Origin of the sequence: Zhongshania aliphaticivorans (genome assembly GCF_902705875.1) — a bacterium.
In the GTDB taxonomy this organism is placed as follows: domain Bacteria; phylum Pseudomonadota; class Gammaproteobacteria; order Pseudomonadales; family Spongiibacteraceae; genus Spongiibacter; species Spongiibacter aliphaticivorans_A.
Genome location: NZ_CACSIK010000001.1, coordinates 422,777 through 446,541, shown reverse-complemented (window position 1 = coordinate 446,541; position 23,765 = coordinate 422,777). Strand labels below are relative to the sequence as shown.

Genomic DNA, 23,765 nt, shown 5'->3' with positions numbered 1-23,765 from the left:
GTCTTTCTTGGTAGAATAAAACGCATAAAAAAACCGCCATGTCTCCAAGGCGGTTTTTTGCAATGCTTAAATACTTATTCGTCGTCAATACCTGAGTCAACTAGCATAACTCGCACACTGCCAGTGCTGGCATTGGCAACAGCAATATACGCACTACTATCAATAAAAAATGCTGTGATAGCCCCGGCACCAACATCACCACTATCCAGCGACTGATCAGCAGTAAACGTCCGGTTGTTCACGTACTGAACAAACTGCACGCCCAATGGAGACGTAATATCGTAGACAGCAACGCCGCCCGTGCCCTCCAAGCTAATAAAAGCATATATACGGCTGGAGCTGGACAACAATACAATCCCTTTTGGCTCTACACCACGCTCATCGCTAGCCTGGTCACTATCATTAAAGCCAGCACCTACAATGGCATTTGTAATTTTGGCCAGATCAGAACCTGAGTCATACATTAGATCGCCATCTTCATTCCAAATCGAAAACGATCGCGCGCCAAAGGCCGTAATTTGATCGATATCACCGTCGTCATCGACATCGCCTGCCTCTGTGCTAACCGTTAATCGACCCAACTCATCACTATCCTGGGCATCAAAAAAGCTTGGGTTATCAGCGTCAATACCTGGATTACCAGCACTACCCAAATCTTCCGCTCTAACAGCCTCAGAAAAAGCCGCATTCTCTCTAGCTGCGCCTTCATTCACTGTCACAAAGTAATTTTCATTTCCGAAACGATATGCCGCAATACCGTCGGGCTGATACATGCCGTAAACACCATCCCAAGTTCGAATATCAACATTATCATCGTCATTGACATCTAACTCATTACCGGCAACACCAAAATTCTTACTCCCCAGGGCAACGATATGATCAATAGTCAGGTCACTGACATCAATCACCGCAACGGCGTTATTCTCTTGCAGAGTGACAAATAACTTGGCGTTATCCAGCGACACAACAATGTGCTCCGGCTCCAAATCCTGTGCCACAGACGGTGCATTGGCGCCAAAGATACGAACCGCTTCTGGCAAGTCAGCCTCGCGACTTCCACCAACATTAAAGTCTTCAAAACCTATTGTGGTTATCGTTGGGCTATCAACACTATCGGAGATATCAATGACGGTGACCGAACCCACTGGGTCAGAGCTGTAGTCATCGCTAGGGATACCTTCATTGGCAACAGAAATAAAATTCGAAAAGGCGTCAAACACCGCCATTTTAGGTGCAGCACCAACGGTATAGGTAGTAACAAGACTTAGATCTTCCAAGGAGTAAAGCGCCACAATGCCATTAGCCTGAGGATCGCTATTATCTATTGCCACAGCAACGTATGTCCCGCCAATAGTCACCCACTTAGGTGAACCCAAGCTTAGCCCTGAGCTAGTCGCCGCTTCGGCAAGATCCAATTCAACACTGCTGTCTGGCGGTGTTAGTGGGTCAGTGATATCCCACACATCAACAGTATCCGCTTCGTTATTCACCACGAACATCTGGAAATAAGTACCATCGATGGCAACTGATGTCGCCGCCCCAGCCCCAAAGCTTGCATCGTCTCGCTTATATGATGCAGAAGTATCTACATCGTAGCTGATGGAGGGCTTAACGGGTGCAGATGAAAGTACGACAAATGAGCCAATAGGCAGCACCGCAACAATGCTGCTGTCGCCATAAATACCGTATTGATTGTCATTGATAAGCACTGCAAAATTTGAATCTAGCAATGCCATCGCTTCTATATTTTCTGCCAAGGGATCAATTGTGGTGGGTAGCGGCATTGTTAACGAATCATAGCCTAGCTGCTTAACCACAAAATCAATGCCGGTGAGGCTTTCCTGTTCTTCCAAGCTAGGTACGGTGCTAATAAAATCAACGTCAGTACCCAAAACATTAGTGGCGTTAGCTAAGTTAATACGGAAATACTTACTCACCGTTTTTGCTTGCTCAACAATAACCAAATAATCATCATCAAGGGCAATCGCTTCATTGATGGTTACTTCACTCTGGGCCAGAAAATCCCCATTGCTATCTAGGTCACCACTATTGGTCGACTTAATGCCAAAATTCGATGCAGGATCAAGCCTATATAAGTACTCACCCACCATCGCATTTGGTGTGCCATCGCTGTTTAATTCAATTTTACCAATACGCACTATGCGCGAACTGTCTGCGGCATCACTATCAGGGTTAGCGAGCGCACTTTGCATAATAAAATACAAATGCGTGTTATCTGGGCTTAATGCCAATGCCTCGATACCGCGATCAAGCTTACGGCGAGAAAAGATGGCAGGTAAAATCCCGTCGCTTACGGTGTAATTGGCACCACCAAGATCAGTAGCAGAGCCAGATGGAACTTGGCGCTGTAAAATACGGCCATCGGTATCTACCAACAATAAACTTGGGCCATTCTCTTCCGCAATCCAAAATTTACCATTATCGAGCACAACCAGCGCTTCAGGGTCTATTCCATTTGCGGTTGCTGGCAATTCAAGGCCATCAGGCCCAAACGCCTTTTCATTTGTTGCATTGGTAAAGCTATTTGGCAAACCATTCACCGCCAAGCTATTACTACCTTTTATAGTAATAACCTCTGTTTGCTCAAGCGCCAGCTCGGTGCCAATTCCACTCAGCTCCCACTTGACGATTTTAGGTGCATAATCAGGAATAGCGAAGATTGAACCACTATCTGCTCCGCAAAAGTTAGCGACACCAATAGCTGCTTCACTGTCTGCACAATCAATGGTTGGACCGCGATCGCTGATGCTATAAAACACATCGTTAGACTCACCAATTGGACGAAATGCACTACTACCAAAGTTCTCAGTGAGGTTCAGCGTTGAACCACCTGCAAAGGACACCGATGCCAAACTCTCATTTATAGTAAATTGCCGAGAATTAGGCTCAGTACCAGAAAATGAAGACGAACTGTCGTCCCCACTACAGGCCGCTACCGTGGTGAAAGCAATGCCGAGCGACAGAACTTTGAGGCTGCGCGCGTAAATCTGCGGTTCAAAAAAATTCATCAATAGCGTCCCATTTTGCAAATACAGCCGGCTGCAAGGTGTGCACCGGAGCTTTAGCATAAAAGCCAGATAACCTGACTATGATTATTCTTTACTCTAAAAACAAAGGGGCTATATCGCCCCTTTCCATTCCTCTACGACAGCTGAGAACGACCTTTATTTGCAGCGATACGTAAGCGCAAGGCATTAAGTTTTATAAAACCTTCTGCATCTTTTTGATCGTATGCACCCGCATCATCTTCAAAGGTAGCGATAGCTTCGTCAAACAGGGAATTATCAGACTTGCGACCCACTACGACCACATTTCCTTTGTAGAGTTTCAAGCGAACCACACCATTCACAAAACCCTGTGACTCATCAATGGCGGCTTGCAGCATACGACGCTCAGGGCTGAACCAATAACCGTTATAAATCAATTTTGCATAACGCGGCATCAGTTCATCTTTCAAATGCGCCGCTTCACGGTCTAAGGTAATGGATTCAATCGCGCGATGCGCCCGCAACATAATTGTACCGCCGGGGGTTTCATAACAGCCGCGCGATTTCATTCCCACATAGCGGTTTTCAACTAAATCTAAACGCCCAATACCATTGTCACCACCCAGCTTATTAAGGGTCGTCAACATCGTTGCAGGACTCAAAGCTTCGCCATTTAACGTTACTGGGTCACCGTTTTGATAACCAATCTCTATATATGTTGGGGTATCTGGAGCCGCTTCTGGGCTAACACTCCAGCGCCACATATCTTCTTCTGCTTCCCAGAACGGATCCTCTAGATTGCCACCCTCATAGGAAATATGCAGTAAATTGGCATCCATAGAATAAGGTGACTTTTTCTTTTTGCCTGCAAAATCAACCGGTATATTACGTTCAGCACAATATGCCATCAACGTTTCACGTGAAGTCAGATCCCACTCACGCCATGGGGCAATCACTTTGATACCCGGCTTTAAGGAGTATGCGCCTAGTTCAAACCGGACTTGATCATTACCTTTACCGGTCGCACCATGAGAAATGGCATCGGCGCCGGTTTCATTGGCAATTTCAATTAAACGCTTAGCAATCAGAGGGCGAGCTATTGAGGTACCTAATAAATACTCGCCTTCGTAAATAGCGTTAGCACGGAACATTGGGTAAACAAAATCACGAACATACTCTTCACGCAGATCGTCAATATAAATCTCTTGGACACCAAGGGCTTTCGCCTTAGCGCGGGCAGGCTCTACCTCTTCGCCCTGTCCAATATCGGCGGTGAATGTAACCACCTCACACTGGTAGGTATCCTGTAGCCACCTGACAATAACTGAGGTATCGAGGCCACCAGAATAAGCCAACACAACCTTGTTGATATCCGACATTACACACTCCGCTGAATACCTGCAGAGCGCCTTGCCTGCAGGATGAAAAAAAGACCGCCATTTTACCGATCTTTAAGCCGCCGCGCCATGCCACACTACAAGAGGTTTAATATAACCAAGATTCAATGCAGCACTGAGCCCCAAAACCAACAAAAAACCACGAAATAACGACGTTTACTCGTTAACAATAAAATCAAATCACACTCTTTGCATCATTATCGACATGCTCTATGCTTAAAGTGAGTCCACCGGAGTGTGCGCTCACTTTAAAACTACCACCCACTTCATCTTTAAAAGGAACTTTTACGATGAAATACTCCCATTGCCGCGTATACGTGCGCCACGTGTTATTTATTCTACTTTTGAGCCTTCCTCTTTTTAATTCCGCCAACGCGATGGACATCAACACCGCCAGCGCGGAAGAACTACAGACTCTGAAAGGCATTGGCCCCAAACGAGCAGCAGCGATTATTCGCTACCGCGAGGAAAATGGCGAAATCCAGTCACCGGAAGATCTCATCAAGGTCCCCGGCGTTGGTAGCAGCATTGTTAAAGCCAATAGCAACGAGCTGACATTCAGCAAAATCGGGGCGCCACCACCAAGTGAAGAGTAAGCTTAAGCCAGTATAAACACCCGCCAAACGCATACCGCGGGTGTTTATACCCCAAGCAAATTCCTGTAGCATTCCCCGCCAGACACTACGCTTCCAACCAAGCCCGACTTTGGGCCAATAACGGGAGCTTGTATTAAGGCACAACATGCAAACCCTAGAAATTACCCGCCCTGACGATTGGCACATTCACCTACGTGACGGCGACGCGTTACCCCATACAGTCGCCGACGCAAGTCGATATTTCGGCCGCGCGATCGTTATGCCTAACTTGACTCCACCCGTTAGAAATCTAATCGAAGCTAATGCTTATCGGCAACGCATCATCCAAGCACTACCAACAAGCGGCCACCAAGTTACCCCTCTCATGGTGCTGTATCTGACTGACAACACCACAGAGGCTGATATTGCCGATGCCGCCGCATCAGACACGGTGTTTGCGGCCAAGTTGTACCCTGCAGGCGCCACAACAAATTCGGATTCTGGCGTCACCAGCATAGAAAAACTTTATCCCGTCATCGCCGCGATGGAGAAATACGGTTTACCCCTCCTAGTGCATGGCGAAGTTACCGACGCCGATATTGACATTTTTGATCGCGAAGCACGCTTCATTGAGCGCCATTTAACACCGATTGCCACTAACTTCCCCGACTTAAAAATGGTCTTGGAACATATTACCACTGCAGATGCGGCTCAGTTTGTTAGTGGCGCCAGCGCCAATATCGCCGCAACAATCACCGCCCACCATATGCTGTATAATCGCAATCATATGCTGGCCGGAGGCATACGCCCCCACTATTACTGCCTGCCCATTCTTAAGCGCAACACTCATCAACAAGCACTTATTAATGCAGCGACATCAGGCAGCCCAAAGTTTTTCTTGGGCACCGACTCCGCCCCTCATGCGCGTCACCGCAAAGAAACAGACTGCGGCTGCGCGGGCTGCTACACCGCCTACGCCGCTATCGAACTGTATGCCGAAGCCTTTGAAGCCGCAGACAAGCTGGACAAACTTGAAGCCTTTGCTAGCTTTTATGGCCCAGATTTTTACGGACTGCCACGCAACAGTGACACGATCATCTTGCATAAAAACAGCTGGACCGCGCCGGAGCAACTGCCGCTAGGATCAGATACTATTTACCCACTGCGTGGCGGTGAACAGCTGCAATGGCAGCTCGCCTGAGACAACTATGGATTTCAGCGATGAAAAATCGATGATTGCACAACGCTTTCGAGGCTTTCTCCCTGTCGTTATTGACGTCGAAACAGGGGGATTTAATAGCCAAACAGACGCGGTTCTTGAAATCGCGGCCACTTTTTTACGCATGGATGACTCTGGCCAACTCGAACCAGACGACACGGTAAACTACCACGTCGAACCTTTCGAAGGTGCGAATTTAGAACCTGCGGCCCTTGAATTTACCGGTATTGACCCCCACAACCCATTGCGACAGGCTCAAAAAGAAGTCACTGTAATGGGCGAGTTGATGAAACGGATTCGCCAGCAGGTTAAGGCTAATGGGTGCACTCGTGCAGTGCTGGTAGGGCACAATGCGCACTTCGATCTCGGCTTTGTGTTAGCCGCCATCGAGCGCAGCAATATTAAACGCAACCCCTTCCACCCCTTTTCAGTGATGGATACCGCAAGCCTATCAGGGCTTGCTTATGGCCACACTGTGTTAGCTAGGGCTTGTCAGCTGGCCGACATTGACTTCGATAACAATGAAGCTCATAGCGCGGCTTACGATGCGCTTAAAACCGCAGAGCTGTTCTGCCAAATTGTCAATCGCTGGCAGCAGCTAGGCGGTTGGCGTTGGCCCTGATTTTGCTGGAATAATTCACGACTAACAGTGAAAATATCGGCAGAACATAATAGCTTTACAACACAAAACCATACTCAGGAGAGAATCACATGGCTTTTGAATTACCCGCACTACCTTATGCAAAAGATGCCTTAGAACCACACATTTCCGCCGAAACCTTAGACTTCCACCATGGCAAGCACCATAACGCTTACCTGACCAAGCTGAACGAGTTGGTACCTGGCAGCGAGTTTGAAGGTAAATCACTGGAAGACATCATCAAAACATCAAGTGGCGTTTTATTTAACCAAGCCGCTCAGGTATGGAACCACACCTTTTACTGGAACAGCCTAAGCCCCAACGGTGGCGGTGCTCCAACGGGTGAATTAGCAGCGGCAATCGACAAAGCATTCGGCTCTTTTGACGAGTTCAAAACTGCCTTCAATGGCAAAGCGGTTGGTAACTTTGGTTCAGGCTGGACATGGCTGGTTAAAAATACCGATGGCAGCTTAGAAATTGTTAACACTGACGATGCCGACACCCCTATTGCCCGTGAAGGCCAAACGCCGCTTTTCACTGCCGATGTTTGGGAACATGCTTATTACATTGACTATCGCAATGCACGTCCCAAATACTTAGAGGGCTTCTGGAACTTGGTAAACTGGGAATTTGCTGCGGCTAACTTCGCATAACATTGCGTATTGCCAAGTTGTAAATCAAACCCCGCTTCCGCGGGGTTTTTTTTAGCCTATAGACTAACTGCAAGTGTATTTCCTAAAGCCTTTGGCAATGAGTACCTTACATAAATAAAAAAACCCGCACTCTCGTTCAAAAGTACGGGTTCCGACTATCGCAAAAACTTATAGCTGATCAGAATTCTCTGAAAGATAAGCAGCAACGCCATCAGGTGATGCATTCATACCTTTATCACCTTTGTTCCAGCCTGCAGGGCAAACTTCACCGTGCTCTTCATGGAACTGTAATGCCTCTACTAAACGTACAAGCTCATCAACGTTACGACCAAGGGGTAAATCATTGATCAACTGTGAGCGTACCAAACCTTCTTTATCGATAAGGAAAGCACCGCGGAAAGCCACACCACCCTCTGCTTCTACATCATAAGCACGGCAAATATCGTGGCGAACGTCAGCAGCCATAGTGTAGGTTACTGGGCCAATACCACCATCTTTAATTGCCGTGTTGCGCCATGCGTTATGAGTGAATTGAGAATCGATAGATACACTGATCACTTCCACACCCAGCTCACGGAATTTATCCATACGGTGATCTAATGCAATCAACTCCGAAGGACAAACAAACGTGAAATCTAATGGGTAGAAAAACAGTAATGCATACTTGCCTTTAGCCGCTTCGCTCAGTGTAAAGCTATCAACAATTTCACCAGTACCAAGTACTGCTGCACACGTAAAATCTGGAGCCGGCTTGCCTACTAAAACACCCATTTCATACACCTCTGATTAGTTAATTAATATAAATTTATTAAACGGCAAAGTATGCCGTTAAACATGATTCAGACCGGCAATCATACACCCCGCTCCCAGCCAATCCCATTGAATTTTATTATTATGATCATAGCTTTGTACTATTGAAACACCTCTGTAGCATAAGAAAAATCATAATTGACAAGCATTCTCATTTGCATTATCGTTGACATTCAAGATTAATCTTATCGGGATTGAAATTAATATGTACGTTTGTCTCTGTAAAGGTATTACCGACAAGCATATTCGTGATGCCGTAGATGCTGGCGCAGGTAGCTTCCGCGAAGTTCGCCGTGAACTTGAACTGGCAAGCCAGTGCGGAAAATGTGGCACCTTAGCGCGCAATGTTTATGATAGCTATCTAAACAGCTATGACGAAAACCTGTGCTATGCCGCAGCCTAACGCAACTGATAACGATTAGCCTTACCCTTCTCTTAACGCTTTAAAATCAATCACTTAGCTTGACTTTTCCTCGCCGCTGCGCGCACACTTTAGGCTTCGCAAACAGCTAATCGTAAAAAGGATCACAAGCATGAAAGGTGACAGCAAGGTTATTGCCTACCTCAATAAAGCCCTCGGCAATGAACTCGTAGCGATTAATCAATATTTTCTTCATTCCCGCATGTTCAAAGACTGGGGACTTAAGGAGCTGGCCGACTACGAATATCATGAGTCTATCGACGAAATGAAACACGCAGACCAACTCATTGAACGTATTCTCTTTTTAGAAGGCCTTCCAAACCTACAAGATCTTGGCAAGTTGTTAATCGGCGAAAACACCAAGGAAATGCTAGAGTGCGACTTAAGCCTTGAACTAAAAGCGATTCCCGACCTTAAAGATGGCATTAAATACTGCGAGTCTGTCGGTGATTATGGTAGCCGTGAACTAATGGAAGGAATTTTAGAGTCTGAAGAAGAGCACGTCGACTGGCTAGAAACCCAGCTCAGTTTGATTGACAAAGTCGGACTTCAAAATTACCAACAATCAATGATGGGCAGCATTGGCAACTAATTACCCAATTGTACAAAGGTGCCTCATTTAATGAGGCACCTATATAATTACTTCTGTTTTAGCGCCTCGCCCTCAAATCCAACCCCAGCCCAACCACTGTGCATAAAATTGCGTATATTCGCGTGATCAGTTCCCTCAGGATGAGCCAAGACGTCTTTAGTATAAAAATCACCAAATGCATTCAAAGTAGCTTGCACGCTTAATTGATGCATCAAACCAAACGCAAAAATCTTACAAGACCCATTATTAGTTCCCGCTTCATTTTTTTGCTCACCATTGCTAAATGCACATGGCGTAAAATCATACTCCGCGTCAATGACCGCCATAACCTCAGAAAAGGCTTGCGGCCCAGTATTAAGCTTCTCTATTAACTGTTCAATTTTCATTAATATTCCTATTAGCGCTACATCAAAAGTACCAGCACAAATTATAAACAAAAAAATACCGGAGCCTGTCCGGTATTTTTAAATGGTGTGCTAGCTGGCTTAATGTCGCTGACTTATCTTAACCCGTGTATTCCAATATTTTTCATTGTGCTTTTGACGATCATTTAATTGAGCTCGCCCCTTGGTATTTTGCTTACCCTGCCGATCATGGTTATCGCGAGCATACCGATCTGAATGGTTGTTGTTAGCATGGTGTTGGGATTTACCATTTTCATAACGGTAACTACCCTGGTTTGAATATCCCTTGTTGTAGCTATATCCACTATTATAGCTAGCCTGATGATGGCCAGGGTTTCTGTAAACTACTTGTTGATGAGAATGGCTCTTTTGCTGATATGTTTTACTATAATGCCTATCGTCACGATGAGAGTCATGAGCCGCATACAACACCGCTGCGCCAATCATTATCGCGGCCGCAGTTTCAACACCATCCGCATGAGCCCGCTTTGGCGACACGGCAACCGCAACAACGAGCAACCCAATAAGTGCAAGATTACGGATCAACAGGGGACTTCCAAAATGTAGTGCTTTTATATTCGTCATAGTTGTTTCTCCTTTGTGTGTAGACAAGGTATCAGGAGTAAACTGAATGCCGGCTTAAGCGCTCCTCTACAAATAAAAAATTAAGCATTCTACTCTCCACCACTTATTGAAGTGCTAAATTCGCCCGTCACGCTGCCCATAGCAGGCTCTTGCGTTGCCCCCCTCAGCATAAAAATTTCTACGCGCCGATTACGCGCACGCCCCTCAACAGTTGTATTATCAGCGATAGGACGGGTGTCAGCATAGCCTGCCACTCTAAACCGACTAGGCAATTGACCACTACTTTCAACGATACTACGAATCACCGTGGCAGCCCTTGCCGACGACAAATCCCAGTTTGAATAGAATCGGTCAGTATGGATTGGCACATTATCGGTATGCCCCGCTACCACTATTTGACCCGCAATATCATTCAGCACATTACCAAATTTATCTATCACCGTATCAAAGCCTGCCGCTAACTCTGCTTTACCGGAGTGAAACGAGCCGCGCTCACGAATTCTAATAATTATTACCTGATTACCATCATTTTCTACTTCAACCAAACCCTCATCAATCTCTAGCGCCAAATGTTCTTTTACTTTTTCCAAGTCATCCAGCATAGATTGATCGGCTTCTTCCGACACAAAGGTCGTCATTTCCTGTAACGCTTCTTGCCGTACTTGATCTTCCGTCGTTGGCCTCACCGTGCCGGGAGTAAAATCTCTGGCAATCATGCTCGTGCCAATGGGTGGCTTAAACGCCGGTAACTCCCGCTGAACACCGAAGGCATCCTTCATCGAACCCGACAGCTCTTTAAACTTTTGCTTATCCATTTCTGAAAACGAAAACAACAAAACAAAAAATGCCAAAAGCAATGACATCAAATCAGCAAAGGTTAGCACCCAAGCCGGAGCGCCAGCATCTGGTTTTTTGGCGGGAACATCTTCCACTTATGCCTCCTCAACCTTTTTATCTAGCTCACGCTTATTTTCTGGCAAATACGTGGTGAGCAGAGACTCAAGCACCCGCGGGTTAATCCCCTCTTGAATACCATCAACCGCCTCAAGGATTAAGTGGCGATTACGACGCTCCTCAGAGGTCCGAAATGCAAGCTTCTCAGCCATTGGCAAGGCAACGACATTTGCCAAGACGGCGCCATACAGAGTGGTCAACAAAGCAACTGCCATCGCCGGACCAATCGCCTTTGGGTCTGACATATTCGACATCATTTGCACCAACCCAACCAAGGTGCCAATCATCCCCATCGCGGGAGCAGACTCGCCAAACCCCTTAAAGACAGCCTCGCCCATTTCATGGCGCTCAATAGCTAGGTTGATTTCCTTGTTCAGAACCTTGCGCACAAATTCAGGGTCGTGGCCATCTATCGCCATTTGCACGCCCTTATTCAAAAACTCATTACTGATTTCAAGTGACTCAAGACCAAGTAAGCCTTCTTTACGCGCCACCCCCGCCATTTCCATGCACTCAGTAATTAGCGCTTCTGAGCTTGTTGATTTGTGAACAAAAGCACGAGAGGCCACCTTAAACGCCCCCATCGTCTGATCTAAGGGAAACTTAACTAAATTGGCAAGCAAGCCTCCACCGACTACAATCAGCAAACTTGGCGTATCGATAAAACCACTTGCACTGCCGCCAATCAAAATTGCCACGACAATGACACCAAGTGCCCCTAACATGCCTAAAAGCGTTGCGATATCCAACAGAATTCTCCAATACCGAATTTGCCAAACGGATTAATGAGTAGCTGACGAACACAGCGTCACCTACTATTGCCCGCCTACGTAACCTAGTTAACGACCACAATCCGATTCTCTGTATAAGAGAATACCCTGATAGCACGAAAAATATTTGGCAGCACCAGATCGTTATAAGGGTGAAATACAATCCACACTTAACAGCGTGGTATGCTTAGCTCCCCTAGTAGAAAAATACCAACACATGTTCACATCGCATCAATATGATTTTGGCTTCGGTCCCGCAAGCTGGCTGGAGTGCAAAAATTCCGCTCCCCCCCTGCACTTCTCTGCGGCTAACGGCTTCCCAGTCGCGAGCTATCAATTTTTCCTCAAGCACTTCCAGCGCGACTTTAGCTTATTGGGGCTTGAAAACAGAGGCGCATGGGATCAGCAACCGCCACCAGCAGACTTCTCTTGGCAGCAACATGCTGATGATTTAATCGCTTTCTTAGAATATCGCCACAACACTTTACAGCAGGGCCCGGTCATCGCTATGGGGCACTCTATTGGCGGCACTGTAAGCGCGCTTGCCGCAGTCAAACGGCCCGACCTCTTTAAAGCATTAGTGATGTTTGACCCAGCCACCCTGCCTGGACGAGTCGTACCTCTGCTAGCCCCTGTTACCCCCAAAGCATTAATGGGTCAAATCAAACTCGTAAAAAGCACCTTGCGACGACAAACTCACTGGCAAAGTAGGGCGGCGTTTATTGACTACCATCGCAGCAAACCGGCATACCGACGCTTTTCCCAAGCCGCCTTCGAAGACTACGCCCTAGCAGGCTTGAAAGAACAGGAGAACGGTCAGCTTTCCCTGACCTACAACCGCACTTGGGAGGCTCATAACTTTCAGCACACACACTGCCCATGGCAAGCATTGAGTAAAATGACCATCCCCACATTAGTTCTGCGAGGGGAGCGATCTTTTTTACACAAAAAGAAAGATTTTGAGCGAAATATAGCCAAAGCATCACCGCTAGTAAGCCATGTCGTAATTAGAGATGCAGGCCACATGATACTTCAGGAAGACTGCGAGCAAGTTGTAGCCAAAAGCTACCACTGGCTACGACGGCATAATTTAATTAGCCATTCATCATGAACTTTGTATCACATCAAAGCAGCAGACAAAGCCCAGTAAAAGACCGTAAATACTGGCTAATGGCCCTCATAGCCACACTACTTTTAGGTTGCGTAAACAATGCGCCAAACCCTGAGACACAAGCTAATTTAGCCACATCGACGGTTCAATATGAACAGTGGCAAACTGTTAGCCTAGGTGGTCACAAAATGGGTTACCGCCACATACTTACGGAAGCCATTAAACCCACCCTCATCAACACCAACAAAACACTATCCGTAACCCTAAGCCAACCAGGTGTAGCCAATCGAGATATCACCACCACACTCAGCTACCAAGAATCTGCCAGCGGCAAACCCATTTCTCTCTCTAAAACAGTTCAATCAAACAACACAAACCATCACTTAAGGGCTAACATTAAGGGCAACACCCTCACCTTAAATACAAAAAATAGCTCGCAAAAAGAGCATTACACCATCCCCCAGCCTTTTTACTTACCTGAAGGGCTCCGACTCGCATTACTGTCTCATAGCGATAACGTAAAGCCTTTTGAGTACTTCAGTTGGAATTTCAGCACACGTCAATTTGACAAAATTCAGTTAACCATCAAGCCCTATAGCAACCCTGAGCAACCCGAATACGTATGGCACATACAACAAAAAACAATACAGGGTGACAGCATAAAACACAGCGAAATTTTCTCTGATGCACAATTCCATGCCTTAACAGAACGCAGCTTTTCAAATGGCGATGAAGTCCTCATTCGCAGTTGCGACAAAGCCTGTGCGACAGCTAGTTTTAACCCAAACACCCACGTCTATCGTCAGCTAATTAGATCGCCCTACAAAATCACCGATACCGCTTTGCACGGAAAAATACGCTACCTACTCGACGGTAATTTCACCCTAAAAATACCAAACACATACGAGCAGCGCAGCAGTATCAAAGATCAGGGGACAGAGCTTGTTATCTGCGAAGACTGCGGCAATGAAGAGAAGCCAAGCCAATCAGATTTAAACACCGCACTAGAAGACAACTACTGGTTACCGGCAAAGAATCCGCTTTTCCAAAGCCTCGTCACCGAGATACTACCCGACCACAACAGCAGTGCAGCGGGTAAAATGCGCCGCCTAACACGATTTGTCACAAGACACATGAGCGAAGAACCCAGCTATTCGGGTTACTCCACGGCTTTAGAGGCTTACAACAGCAAAAAAGGCGACTGTACTGAACACGCCCTGCTGCTCGCAACACTCGCCAGAGCCGCCCAAATCCCCACTAGAGTGGTATTCGGCCTGGCTTACTCAAACGAGCGCTTTTTAGGGAGAAAATACGTGTTTGTTCCTCATGCATGGGTTCAGGCATGGACGGGAGAGCGCTGGGAAAGCTACGACAGTGGGCTTGGAGAATTCACCGCCGGTTATATCGCCCTTGGTTTAAGTGACGGCGACCAAAAAGACATACTAAAAATTAACGAGCAACTGCACAATATTAATATTAAATCTGCAATACAAATAAGGAGCCGCTGAAACATCAGCGGCTCCACAAAAGAGACCAAAGCGGGTAATAACTAAAGAGACTGACCGGCCTTATTCGTAGGCAACCGGCATTTCTTGAAGTGCTTCGTCGCCAGCCATATCAATGTCAGCAACATCTACAGATCCATTGCGAACGGCGCCAACAACTGTCACTTCTTCAATTAATTGAACTGGCTCATCTGCCATCGCCGTCATTGGTGTAGAAATTACAGCCGCTGCGGCAAGCATAACTACACGTACAAAACTATTTACACTCATAACTACTCCGTCGCCCTTGGGCTGCTAATCAATTTGCGGCAGCCTTTACACTGCAAGAGGGCCATCGAAGTGCAGATTATGTGATAAGAATATGACAGTAGTATTAAGGAAATATTAAAAGCACAAAAATAATGAGTATTTTTATCACACCCTCAGGTTCATAAAGGGGTATTTAATTACCAAACTACCCGCATCTATAAGAAAACACACACTGCAGGCCCAAAACCTGCCCAGCCCGCGCAGATATGTTAATACTGTCAACATAGAGTCATTCTGTTAAGCTGAGCAGATAATAAACAACAAAAGGATATACACCATGCCCAACCAGCTAGCCAATTGGCACCAACTCATATCGTCAGGAGATGTGTCAAAACTTGATGACATTCTCGCCGACAACGCAAGCTTTCACTCCCCTGTAGTACACACGCCACAGCTCGGTAAAGACATCACAAAAATGTACCTAAGCGCAGCTTTTCACGTACTTCTGAATGAAAGCTTTCATTACGTCCGCGAAGTGACTGATGCTAATAATACGATTTTGGAATTTATGGTTGATGTCGACGGAGTTCAAGTCAATGGCGTAGACATGATTCACTGGGATCAAGATGGCAAAATTGATGACTTTAAAGTGATGTTACGCCCCTACAAGGCCATTAATTTAATAAAAGACAAAATGAAAGAGATGCTTGAACGCCTTTAGATGCCAAATCACAGCAGCTGTACACCGTTCGCCTCACTTCAACAAGAGGGCAGATAAGCCGCTGCCCTCGCCATAACAAAGCACCGATGTTGTTCAAGCTCAGACAATATTAGATAGCCGACATATGCTCTGACAAATAAGCGACCAAACTTTTAATTTTTGGCGATAACTGTCTATTAAAGGGGTAAACAGCCCAAATCCCCTCGTCTGGCTCACAATAAGGCTCCAGCGCCGTCAGCAAACGCCCTTGCTGTATGTGCTCTTGCACGTAGTAATCTGGCACCTGTATTAAACCCAAGTTTTTCAGCGCTGCATCCACCAGCGCGTAGGCACTATTACACCGCAGGGGGCCAGATACCTTTATACTTCGCGCCTTCCCCCCCTCTACAAAACGCCAATAACCCGCTCCACCCACTAGGCAGTGATGCTGCTCAAGCTCAGACAATGTGTGGGGTACACCAAAACGATTAATATAGCCTGGAGCCGCACACACAAATCGGCGACGCACCGACAGCTTGCGCGCTATCATACTAGAATCTGGTAAATGCCCAAGACGAATAGCCAAGTCATAACCATCGGCTAAAATATCTACCAGCTGATTAGATAAGTGACACTCGACCTCCAACTGAGGATGCAGCACCATAAAATCATTAACCAGCGGCATGATGCGCTCCTCCCCGAAGGTAATCGGCGCCGTGAGCTTAATTTTACCCTGCGGCGTCGACTGAAGGTCAGACACCGCTCTTTCAGCCTCATCCAAACCCTCAAGGGCATGGCTACAATGGCGAAAGTACACCGCCCCCGCCTCAGTCAACATAACTTTACGGGTTGTTCGGTGAAGCAACCTAACATTAAGGCGAGCCTCAAGCGCGGTCACTTGTCGACTAATTTGCGCTACCGATAACCGCAAGCGCTTTGCCGCCGCCGTAAAACTGCCCGTTTCCGCCACCGCAACAAATTCGCTAACCCCACTCCAAATCATCATTATTATTACCACACAGTAAAAGTAATTTTCTATTTTAAGCATTATCACCAGCTTGGAAACAATTACAATAGGCAACTAACCGGCTATCCATGATCGCGACTGCCACCCCTTTTTATTATCTGGAGAATCCCCCATGTCAGAACAATTTATTAAATCCAAAGCCGCCATTGCTTGGGGACCAGGTCAGCCACTCAAAATAGAAGAGGTAGACGTAATGCCACCCAAGGCAGGAGAAGTACTTGTTCGTATTGTTGCAACAGGGGTCTGCCACACCGATGCGTTCACCTTATCTGGCGATGACCCAGAAGGCATCTTCCCTGCCATTCTTGGCCATGAAGGAGGCGGCATTGTCGAACAGATTGGCGAGGGTGTTACCAGTGTTGCAGTAGGCGACCACGTCATTCCGCTTTACACACCCGAATGTGGCGAGTGTAAGTTTTGTCTATCTGGCAAAACCAATCTATGTCAGAAAATTCGCGAAACCCAGGGCAAAGGCCTCATGCCAGACGGCACTACTCGCTTTTATAAAGACGGCCAACCCATTTTCCACTATATGGGCTGCTCAACTTTTTCCGAATATACCGTCTTGCCTGAGATCTCATTAGCCAAGGTTAACCCTAATGCACCGCTTGAAGAGGTGTGTCTTCTCGGTTGCGGCGTAACAACAGGCATGGGCGCGGTGATGAATACCGCCAAAGTAAAAGAGGGCGACACCGTTGCTATTTTTGGTCTTGGAGGCATCGGCCTATCAGCGGTAATTGGCGCAGCCATGGCCAAAGCCAGCCGTATTATTGCCATTGATATTAATGAATCCAAATTTGACCTTGCTAAAAAGCTAGGTGCAACGGACTGTGTTAACCCCAAGCTCTTTGATAAACCAATCCAAGACGTCATCGTTGATATGACCGATGGCGGCGTAGACTTTTCATTTGAGTGTATTGGCAACGTCAACACGATGCGCTCTGCTCTTGAATGCTGCCATAAAGGCTGGGGAGAATCCGTCATCATTGGTGTCGCAGGATCTGGGCAAGAAATATCGACCCGCCCCTTCCAGCTCGTTACCGGCCGAGTTTGGCGAGGCACTGCCTTTGGTGGCGTTAGAGGCCGCTCGGAATTACCCGACTACGTAGAACGTTACTTGGCTGGCGAGTTTAAACTAAGTGATTTCATCACCCATACCATGCCCTTAGAAGAAATTAACGAGGCTTTCGATTTAATGCACGAAGGTAAGAGTATTCGCTCAGTGGTGCACTATTAACCCTAACAACAAAGCAAAAGGACATGCCCATCGGGCAGGAATGACCTTATGAATATTGAAAACATAAGTAGTAATAAAACTTTTGGCGGCTGGCATAAGCAATATAGCCACCGCTCTGCGGTGCTTAATTGCGACATGCGGTTTGCCATTTTTCTGCCGCCCCAAGCGTCTGACGGCACAAAAGTACCCGCTGTATACTGGCTGTCTGGCCTAACCTGTAGCGATGAAAATTTTATGCAAAAAAGCGGCGCTCAGCGAGTGGCCGCCGAACTTGGCATAGCGATTATTGCCCCTGACACCAGCCCACGAGGCGATGATGTTGCCGACAATGATAGCTACGATTTAGGGACTGGTGCCGGCTTTTACGTGAATGCCAGCCAAGCGCCTTGGAATCGCCACTACCGCATGTACGATTACGTTGTGGAAGAATTACCCGCATTAATAGAAGCCAGCTTTCCCATCTCTGATCGCAAGTCAATTTCCGGACACTCCATGGGCGGGCATGGCGCGCTTACTATCGCGCTTAAAAACCCACTTCAATATCAGTCTGTGTCTGCATTTAGCCCCATAAGCAACCCTGTTAATTGCCCATGGGGAGAAAAGGCTTTTTCACAATACTTAGGCAATGACAAAAGCCAATGGCTAGCACACGACGCCAGCGAATTAATGCGCACAGCACAACAATTTTTGCCGGCTAAAGTTGAACAAGGAAACGCCGACCCCTTCTTAGAAGAACAATTAAAACCTGAAACGCTTGTTGCTGCGGCAAAGGCCAGCGGATATCCCTTGGAGCTAAATAGCCACGACGGCTACGATCATAGCTATTACTTTATCGCCAGCTTTATTGAAGAGCACCTGAGGTTTCACGCCAGTTATTTGCGTACTTAATCACTAGCGTGTGGTGGATAAAACCGGCACACGCTAACTAGATTAATGAACAAGCGCTTTAGGAAAGGCAGCAATTGATGGCATTGCTAAACTGCCCAGCCAGACATAACCATCATACTCATTAACACTGGTTACAGTGTGATAAACCCCGCTTGCAGACTGAAGATTAAACTTGACCTCACCATCAATACCTAAACCCATAACAAACCCCAATTTGCTAGATGGCACTAGCAATGATGCTGGCAATCCACCCACCAGTTTACGAACAAAAGGGAATTGCGCTAGGGCATCTATTTCTTTACTTCGCAAAGCGGGCATCGCTACCCAAAACGTATCCACACCATTAAAACTTATGTTATCTGGCATGCCTGGCAAGTTCTCTATAAAAACATCGTGGCTTCCCGCCACTGCCCCCGTCAACCACAATCGGGTTATTCGCGACGCGCCGGTTTCATTAACCAGCACCCACTTATCATCTGGCCCAAGAGCCACACCATTGGCAAAATACAAACCGGTTAAATGCACCTTAGTTTTGCCCGTTGATGGCGTATAACTCAGTAGGCGCCCAGTCGCGCTGGCCTCAACTAAATCATAGATATAATCATGCAAACCAAACCTGCCCGAGGCATCGCTAAACCAAATAGTGCCATCGCCAGCAATATCCACATCATCAATAAAACGCAATGTAGGATCGTCAGAATACGCAACTAGCTTAGTCACCTCTCCTGCGGGCGATACCGACAACAGCCCTTCAAAGGCGTCCGCAACGACTAGGTTTCCCGCATGGTCAAATGCCATACCTAAAGGTCGACCGCCTGTATTGATAAACTCCTCAAGCGAACCGCTAAGCACTCGCCCTTCACTGACGTTAAACCGCACAATACGGCCATCTTGATAACCAGTGTAAAACTCGCCATTAGGCCCTTGAACAATATCCTCTGGGCCAGTGCCATAAGCACGTAAATAGGTGGCCACCTCAGCCAAACGCTCATTAGACGCAAACTCGCCTGTTAAGCCATTTTCTATTGGCGCTTCAAAAGCCACGGCATCAATTGGCGAGCGGGCATACAGCGCCAAGCCAACAATAATCACTAACAGACACGCAATGGCGAAACCACGAATAAAATATCCCATTCCTTTCTCTCTTATCGTTATTAATAATTACTTTCAGCACACCTTTTGGCAGCCACTATCATCTCGCACTACAACATCAAGTACTGGAAACCGAATAATAATAGCGCTATGCTAATTTTAGCATTAGATGACAACATGCTCGTTAATTCTCAGGATGTAAACCTATGCGCCCTTTGATACGCACATCAGCTATCAGCGGATACAAAGAACTTGTTCGCGAGCTTGGCGCAGAACCTGAACCCCTGCTATTACAATTTAATATCGACCCTGACCGCCTCGACGACCTTAACTATCTTATTTTCTTTCACAGCTTAATGCAGCTGCTAGAAGCTTCCGCAGAAAAACTACAATGCCCCGATTTTGGCTTGCGCCTGTCTGAAAAACAAAATATGGAAACCCTTGGCCCCATTGCAATTATGGCCAGAACATCAAGCACTGTCGGCGACGCACTATTTTGCATTGCACGCTATATCTCCCATCACAGCCCTGCAATTACACTTGGCCTAGACGACACGTCGGCCCCCCAATTCCCCAGAATGATACTAGATATCAATGTAAGTGACTTCCCATACCGCCATCAAACTGTGGAAATGTGTATTGGCTTAATGGCAAATATTCACGCCATCCTCACTGAAAACCGGAAAAAACCGGAAGCGGTATTATTTCGGCACAGTAGAGCCTTAGATTTAAAAACCTATAAACGACACTTTGGATGCCCAGTACTTTTTAATCAGGAGTGCAATGCACTGGTATTAACGCCAGAGCAATTTGATTTCCCTATTCGTACCGCTGACGCGTTTCAACGGGACGTCATCGCCAACTACGTCATAAAGAAAAGCGGAAGCTCACCATTAAGCTTTATTGAACAGACTAACTTCATCATTAGCCGCTTACTTCCAACCCAGTGCTGCAATATCAAAACCGTAGCGAATGAACTGTTTATGCATCAACGCACCTTACAGCGACGACTAAAAGAAGAAGGCCATATTTTTGCCGACATGGTCGACAACATAAGAAAGCAGGATGCGCAAAACTTTCTAGCTGAACGTCGTATGCCAATGGCCCAAATTGCTGGAATACTTGGCTACCAAGAACAAAGCTCGTTCAATCGCGCCGTAAAACGCTGGTTTGGGGTTACGCCTAATACGTATCGTAAATCGCTATACAAACCAGCAAAATAAAAAATAAGGCATAGCTACACTAAATATGCTCGTTATAAAAAAATTAAAGCGATATGGGAAAATAACCATTGCCCATGTCATCAAATGATAAAAATACGTCATCAAAAGACAATTTAATGCAGCAGAATTTCGGCATTCTCCACGCACAAAAAACTCTAATGCATAACCAATCTCCGTTATCGTTTAAAAGGAAGAACTCATGCAGCAACGTCTTTCGCCTGAACTTAAAAATCGCCGTCATCTTCTACACGCGGGCATTTGCCTAGCCATAGCTAGCTCTATCAATAGCGCTTATGCCGCCCCCATGCTTGAAGAAGTCTTGGTTACTGCGCAAAAACGCAGCCAAAGCACCCAGGATATCCCTGTCGCAGTCACCGGCCTTACCGGCAATCAACTCGACAAATACGGCTTCGAAAACGCCAGCGACATTTCAGCCCAAGTACCAAATATGCAGGTCAGCGGCCCTTATGGTGACATCCAGCCCATCTTTGCTATTCGCGGCGTCAGCATGTCTGATTACAGCTCAAACCAAGCCAGCCCTATTGGGGTCTACGTTGACGAAACCTATCTTGCCCCTGTGTATAGCCACGGTGCCAACTTTTTCGACATCGAACGCTTAGAAGTCTTGCGCGGACCGCAGGGCACGCTGTACGGTAAAAATACTACCGGCGGTGCAATCAATATTATTACTCGTACACCGCAATTTAATGACGAGCCAAGCAACTACATCAAACTTGGAGCAGGAAGCTACAATGCAACTAGCGCTGAAGCTGGTGTAGAAACCCAGCTTATCGACGGTATTCTCTCTGCTCGAGGAGCGCTAAGCTTTAAGCGTGACGAAGGCTATGTCGACATCGTCGGCCGCGATGAGAACGGCGGCCAAACTGATTTTCAAGGTGGGCGCCTCGCACTTCACTTCGCACCTAACGATACTTGGGATGTGGTGTTTAAATACACTAAATCCGGCAATGACGCCTTAAGCACGCCTGCTCGTAACGAAGGCCGAACAGACCTTTTAGGTTCACCAGACTCAGATTACAACGGCTACTCTCGTCAAAGCCGCGACCTCGACTTCCACGAAACGGAAGCCAATGAAGTCGGCGCGCTCATCACCAACACGGATATTGCTGGCCTGACGGTAACTTTCGCCGGCGACAATTACTCGATTACATCGGTGTCGTCATACTACGATGCTGACTATTATCAAAAAGCCGACACCGATGGCTCACCCAACGACCTACTGACCATTACGTGGTCTTCAGACACCATTGGCTACAGCCAAGACCTGCGCTTCTCATCTGAGTTCGATGGCATGTTTAATATCATTGCTGGTGTCTATTTCGGCTACGAAGACCAGTATATGCACAATATCTATGACATCTTCGACACACCACCCGATGTGCGTGTTGGCGTTGCAAAGCCTGACACTGCTCAGCAGTATCCATTCCTGCTCGATTACGGCATGCTCGATCAGCGCATGGAGACTCAAAAAACCAGCTTAGCGGCTTACTCGCAAATGCGTTTTGATTTTAGTGATCGCTTTGGTATGGATCTGGGCTTGAGATACACCAAAGATGGCAACAAGCAAACCTACTTCAATATTTCACGTGTAGGTTATGACGGCAGCCCTAGAGGCACCTACGTCCCTGGCAACACTACCGGCGTAGACGATGCCTACATCTCATTACCTTTATCGCAATCACAACTTATCGATATTCTTGGTGATCCAACGTTACTGGCGAACCTGCTTAATATTGGCTACACCCATGGCGCTTACACACTTGATTCTGCTCCAGAGCTTGAAGCCAACGAAGCGGAGTGGACGGGTAAAATTGGCCTAGACTATCGCATCAATGAAGACGTCATGGTCTACGTCAGTGCGAGCCATGGTTACCGAAGTGGTAGCTTCAACGGCGGCGCTTACTACTTAGAGCGCCCCATTGAAACGGCGTATGCCTCACCTGAATACATAGACGCCTTTGAAGTTGGCTTTAAAGCCGATCTTCTCGACAACAGCATGCGCTTAAACGCAGCGCTATTTTCCTATGATTATACCGACCAGCAGTTTATCAACGTTGTTGGCTTTTCAAACTTCCTAGAAAACGCTGGCAGCTCACAAATTGCCGGTGCGGAAGCCGAGTTATGGGCTCGTTTAACAGAAAAACTGACCTTGCAAATTGGCTTCGGCTATCTGCAAACAGAGTTCTCTGAGCTGACTTTGGCGAATACCGAAACTATCGCCGACGCAGATGACCGCGTTGACCTCAGTGGCAACGAGCTCATTTCTGCCCCTAAGTTTAACTACAGCATCTCGCTCGATTACGATATCTGGGTTACCGACGCGGGCTACCTCACGGCAAACGTTAACGGCAACTTCCAAGACGATCAGTGGTATAGCGCTTACAATGACCAATACGGCTACGGTGAAATTCGTCAAGATGCCTACTGGCTATATAATGCACGTACAAGCTGGCACGCCAGTGATGACAGCTACTCAGTGTCTTTATGGGTGAAAAACATAATGGACAAAGAGTACGATAGTTACGCAATTAACCTGCAGGCAGGCTTCGGTCATGACAACTACTTGGCAGGCCCACCGCGCAGCTATGGAGCAGAAGTAACCTACCGCTTCTGATCATTTTGTAAAGACATGACTGCCACACTAAAAAGCGGCAGTCATGTTCATTAATAACAAGCCACTCCCG

At 46.9% G+C, this 23,765-nt stretch carries 23 protein-coding genes; 13 read left to right on the top strand and 10 right to left on the bottom strand.

Annotated elements, in window-relative coordinates:
* Window positions 1-74: 74 nt before the first annotated feature.
* A complete protein-coding gene (locus tag AELLOGFF_RS02095) occupies window positions 75-3,029 on the bottom strand; it encodes a choice-of-anchor I family protein (RefSeq protein ID WP_159267115.1) in 2,955 nt (984 codons plus the stop codon).
* A 134-nt stretch (window positions 3,030-3,163) separates the two neighbouring features.
* The gene (locus tag AELLOGFF_RS02090; RefSeq protein ID WP_159267114.1) at window positions 3,164-4,387 is read right to left on the bottom strand and encodes an argininosuccinate synthase; all 1,224 of its coding nucleotides are present in this window, start codon (window positions 4,385-4,387) and stop codon (window positions 3,164-3,166) included.
* Window positions 4,388-4,695: 308 nt separating this feature from the next.
* Here AELLOGFF_RS02090 and AELLOGFF_RS02085 point away from each other — a divergent pair, with 308 nt between their 5' ends.
* The 4 genes from AELLOGFF_RS02085 (at window position 4,696) to AELLOGFF_RS02070 (ending at window position 7,492) form a co-directional block, all read left to right on the top strand.
* Window positions 4,696-5,001: a ComEA family DNA-binding protein gene (locus AELLOGFF_RS02085; protein ID WP_200842584.1), complete on the top strand. Its 306-nt coding sequence runs from the start codon at window positions 4,696-4,698 to the stop codon at window positions 4,999-5,001.
* Between the two features lie 145 nt (window positions 5,002-5,146).
* Complete coding sequence (gene pyrC / locus AELLOGFF_RS02080) at window positions 5,147-6,181, top strand: dihydroorotase (RefSeq protein ID WP_159267112.1); 1,035 nt, start codon at window positions 5,147-5,149, stop codon at window positions 6,179-6,181.
* A 7-nt stretch (window positions 6,182-6,188) separates the two neighbouring features.
* Complete coding sequence (rnt, locus tag AELLOGFF_RS02075) at window positions 6,189-6,821, top strand: ribonuclease T (RefSeq protein ID WP_159267111.1); 633 nt, start codon at window positions 6,189-6,191, stop codon at window positions 6,819-6,821.
* A gap of 89 nt (window positions 6,822-6,910) precedes the next feature.
* Window positions 6,911-7,492, top strand: coding sequence for a superoxide dismutase (locus AELLOGFF_RS02070; protein WP_159267110.1), 582 nt, complete (start codon window positions 6,911-6,913; stop codon window positions 7,490-7,492).
* A 168-nt stretch (window positions 7,493-7,660) separates the two neighbouring features.
* Here the strand turns inward: AELLOGFF_RS02070 and AELLOGFF_RS02065 are convergent, their stop codons facing one another.
* A complete protein-coding gene (locus AELLOGFF_RS02065; RefSeq protein ID WP_159267109.1) occupies window positions 7,661-8,263 on the bottom strand; it encodes a peroxiredoxin in 603 nt (200 codons plus the stop codon).
* A gap of 244 nt (window positions 8,264-8,507) precedes the next feature.
* Between AELLOGFF_RS02065 and AELLOGFF_RS02060 the strand changes: the two genes are divergently transcribed.
* Both AELLOGFF_RS02060 and bfr read left to right on the top strand, forming a co-directional pair.
* A complete protein-coding gene (locus AELLOGFF_RS02060) occupies window positions 8,508-8,705 on the top strand; it encodes a bacterioferritin-associated ferredoxin (protein ID WP_159267108.1) in 198 nt (65 codons plus the stop codon).
* Between the two features lie 130 nt (window positions 8,706-8,835).
* Window positions 8,836-9,315 (top strand): bacterioferritin, encoded by a 480-nt coding sequence (gene bfr / locus AELLOGFF_RS02055; RefSeq protein ID WP_159267107.1) that lies wholly within the window; start codon window positions 8,836-8,838, stop codon window positions 9,313-9,315.
* A 47-nt stretch (window positions 9,316-9,362) separates the two neighbouring features.
* Here bfr and AELLOGFF_RS02050 read toward each other — a convergent pair whose 3' ends face one another.
* The 4 genes from AELLOGFF_RS02050 to pomA form a co-directional block, all read right to left on the bottom strand.
* On the bottom strand, window positions 9,363-9,701 hold the full coding sequence (locus tag AELLOGFF_RS02050) for a HopJ type III effector protein (protein WP_159267106.1): 339 nt from the start codon (window positions 9,699-9,701) through the stop codon (window positions 9,363-9,365).
* A 99-nt stretch (window positions 9,702-9,800) separates the two neighbouring features.
* Window positions 9,801-10,304, bottom strand: coding sequence for a hypothetical protein (locus AELLOGFF_RS02045; protein ID WP_159267105.1), 504 nt, complete (start codon window positions 10,302-10,304; stop codon window positions 9,801-9,803).
* Between the two features lie 89 nt (window positions 10,305-10,393).
* Window positions 10,394-11,236, bottom strand: a complete 843-nt coding sequence (locus AELLOGFF_RS02040; RefSeq protein ID WP_235035531.1) for a flagellar motor protein MotB — start codon at window positions 11,234-11,236, stop codon at window positions 10,394-10,396.
* A complete protein-coding gene (gene pomA / locus AELLOGFF_RS02035) occupies window positions 11,237-12,007 on the bottom strand; it encodes a flagellar motor protein PomA (RefSeq protein ID WP_159267104.1) in 771 nt (256 codons plus the stop codon). It lies immediately after the preceding gene.
* Between the two features lie 148 nt (window positions 12,008-12,155).
* Here pomA and AELLOGFF_RS02030 point away from each other — a divergent pair, with 148 nt between their 5' ends.
* Together AELLOGFF_RS02030 and AELLOGFF_RS02025 are read left to right on the top strand one after the other, a co-directional pair.
* Window positions 12,156-13,139 carry an alpha/beta fold hydrolase gene (locus tag AELLOGFF_RS02030; RefSeq protein WP_159267103.1) on the top strand — a complete coding sequence of 328 codons (984 nt, stop codon included), beginning with the start codon at window positions 12,156-12,158 and terminating at the stop codon, window positions 13,137-13,139.
* Window positions 13,136-14,647, top strand: coding sequence for a transglutaminase-like domain-containing protein (locus tag AELLOGFF_RS02025; RefSeq protein ID WP_159267102.1), 1,512 nt, complete (start codon window positions 13,136-13,138; stop codon window positions 14,645-14,647). Before AELLOGFF_RS02030 ends, AELLOGFF_RS02025 begins: the two co-directional genes overlap by 4 nt.
* A 60-nt stretch (window positions 14,648-14,707) precedes the next feature.
* Here AELLOGFF_RS02025 and AELLOGFF_RS02020 read toward each other — a convergent pair whose 3' ends face one another.
* Entirely contained in the window at window positions 14,708-14,914 is a 207-nt protein-coding gene (locus AELLOGFF_RS02020; protein WP_159267101.1) for a hypothetical protein, read from the bottom strand.
* A 316-nt stretch (window positions 14,915-15,230) separates the two neighbouring features.
* On the opposite strand from AELLOGFF_RS02020, the gene AELLOGFF_RS02015 reads away from it, so the two are divergent.
* Entirely contained in the window at window positions 15,231-15,614 is a 384-nt protein-coding gene (locus AELLOGFF_RS02015; RefSeq protein ID WP_159267100.1) for a nuclear transport factor 2 family protein, read from the top strand.
* Window positions 15,615-15,723: 109 nt separating this feature from the next.
* Here the strand turns inward: AELLOGFF_RS02015 and AELLOGFF_RS02010 are convergent, their stop codons facing one another.
* Complete coding sequence (locus tag AELLOGFF_RS02010; protein WP_200842583.1) at window positions 15,724-16,599, bottom strand: LysR substrate-binding domain-containing protein; 876 nt, start codon at window positions 16,597-16,599, stop codon at window positions 15,724-15,726.
* A gap of 133 nt (window positions 16,600-16,732) precedes the next feature.
* On the opposite strand from AELLOGFF_RS02010, the gene AELLOGFF_RS02005 reads away from it, so the two are divergent.
* Together AELLOGFF_RS02005 and fghA are read left to right on the top strand one after the other, a co-directional pair.
* Window positions 16,733-17,857, top strand: a complete 1,125-nt coding sequence (locus AELLOGFF_RS02005; RefSeq protein WP_159267099.1) for an S-(hydroxymethyl)glutathione dehydrogenase/class III alcohol dehydrogenase — start codon at window positions 16,733-16,735, stop codon at window positions 17,855-17,857.
* Between the two features lie 48 nt (window positions 17,858-17,905).
* Window positions 17,906-18,745 (top strand): S-formylglutathione hydrolase, encoded by an 840-nt coding sequence (gene fghA / locus AELLOGFF_RS02000; protein WP_159267098.1) that lies wholly within the window; start codon window positions 17,906-17,908, stop codon window positions 18,743-18,745.
* 42 nt (window positions 18,746-18,787) lie between these two features.
* Here fghA and AELLOGFF_RS01995 read toward each other — a convergent pair whose 3' ends face one another.
* Window positions 18,788-19,879, bottom strand: a complete 1,092-nt coding sequence (locus AELLOGFF_RS01995) for an SMP-30/gluconolactonase/LRE family protein (protein ID WP_159267097.1) — start codon at window positions 19,877-19,879, stop codon at window positions 18,788-18,790.
* 164 nt (window positions 19,880-20,043) lie between these two features.
* Here AELLOGFF_RS01995 and AELLOGFF_RS01990 point away from each other — a divergent pair, with 164 nt between their 5' ends.
* Both AELLOGFF_RS01990 and AELLOGFF_RS01985 read left to right on the top strand, forming a co-directional pair.
* The gene (locus tag AELLOGFF_RS01990) at window positions 20,044-21,060 is read left to right on the top strand and encodes an AraC family transcriptional regulator (protein ID WP_159267096.1); all 1,017 of its coding nucleotides are present in this window, start codon (window positions 20,044-20,046) and stop codon (window positions 21,058-21,060) included.
* Between the two features lie 199 nt (window positions 21,061-21,259).
* Window positions 21,260-23,695: a TonB-dependent receptor gene (locus AELLOGFF_RS01985; RefSeq protein WP_159267095.1), complete on the top strand. Its 2,436-nt coding sequence runs from the start codon at window positions 21,260-21,262 to the stop codon at window positions 23,693-23,695.
* Window positions 23,696-23,765 lie beyond the last annotated feature (70 nt).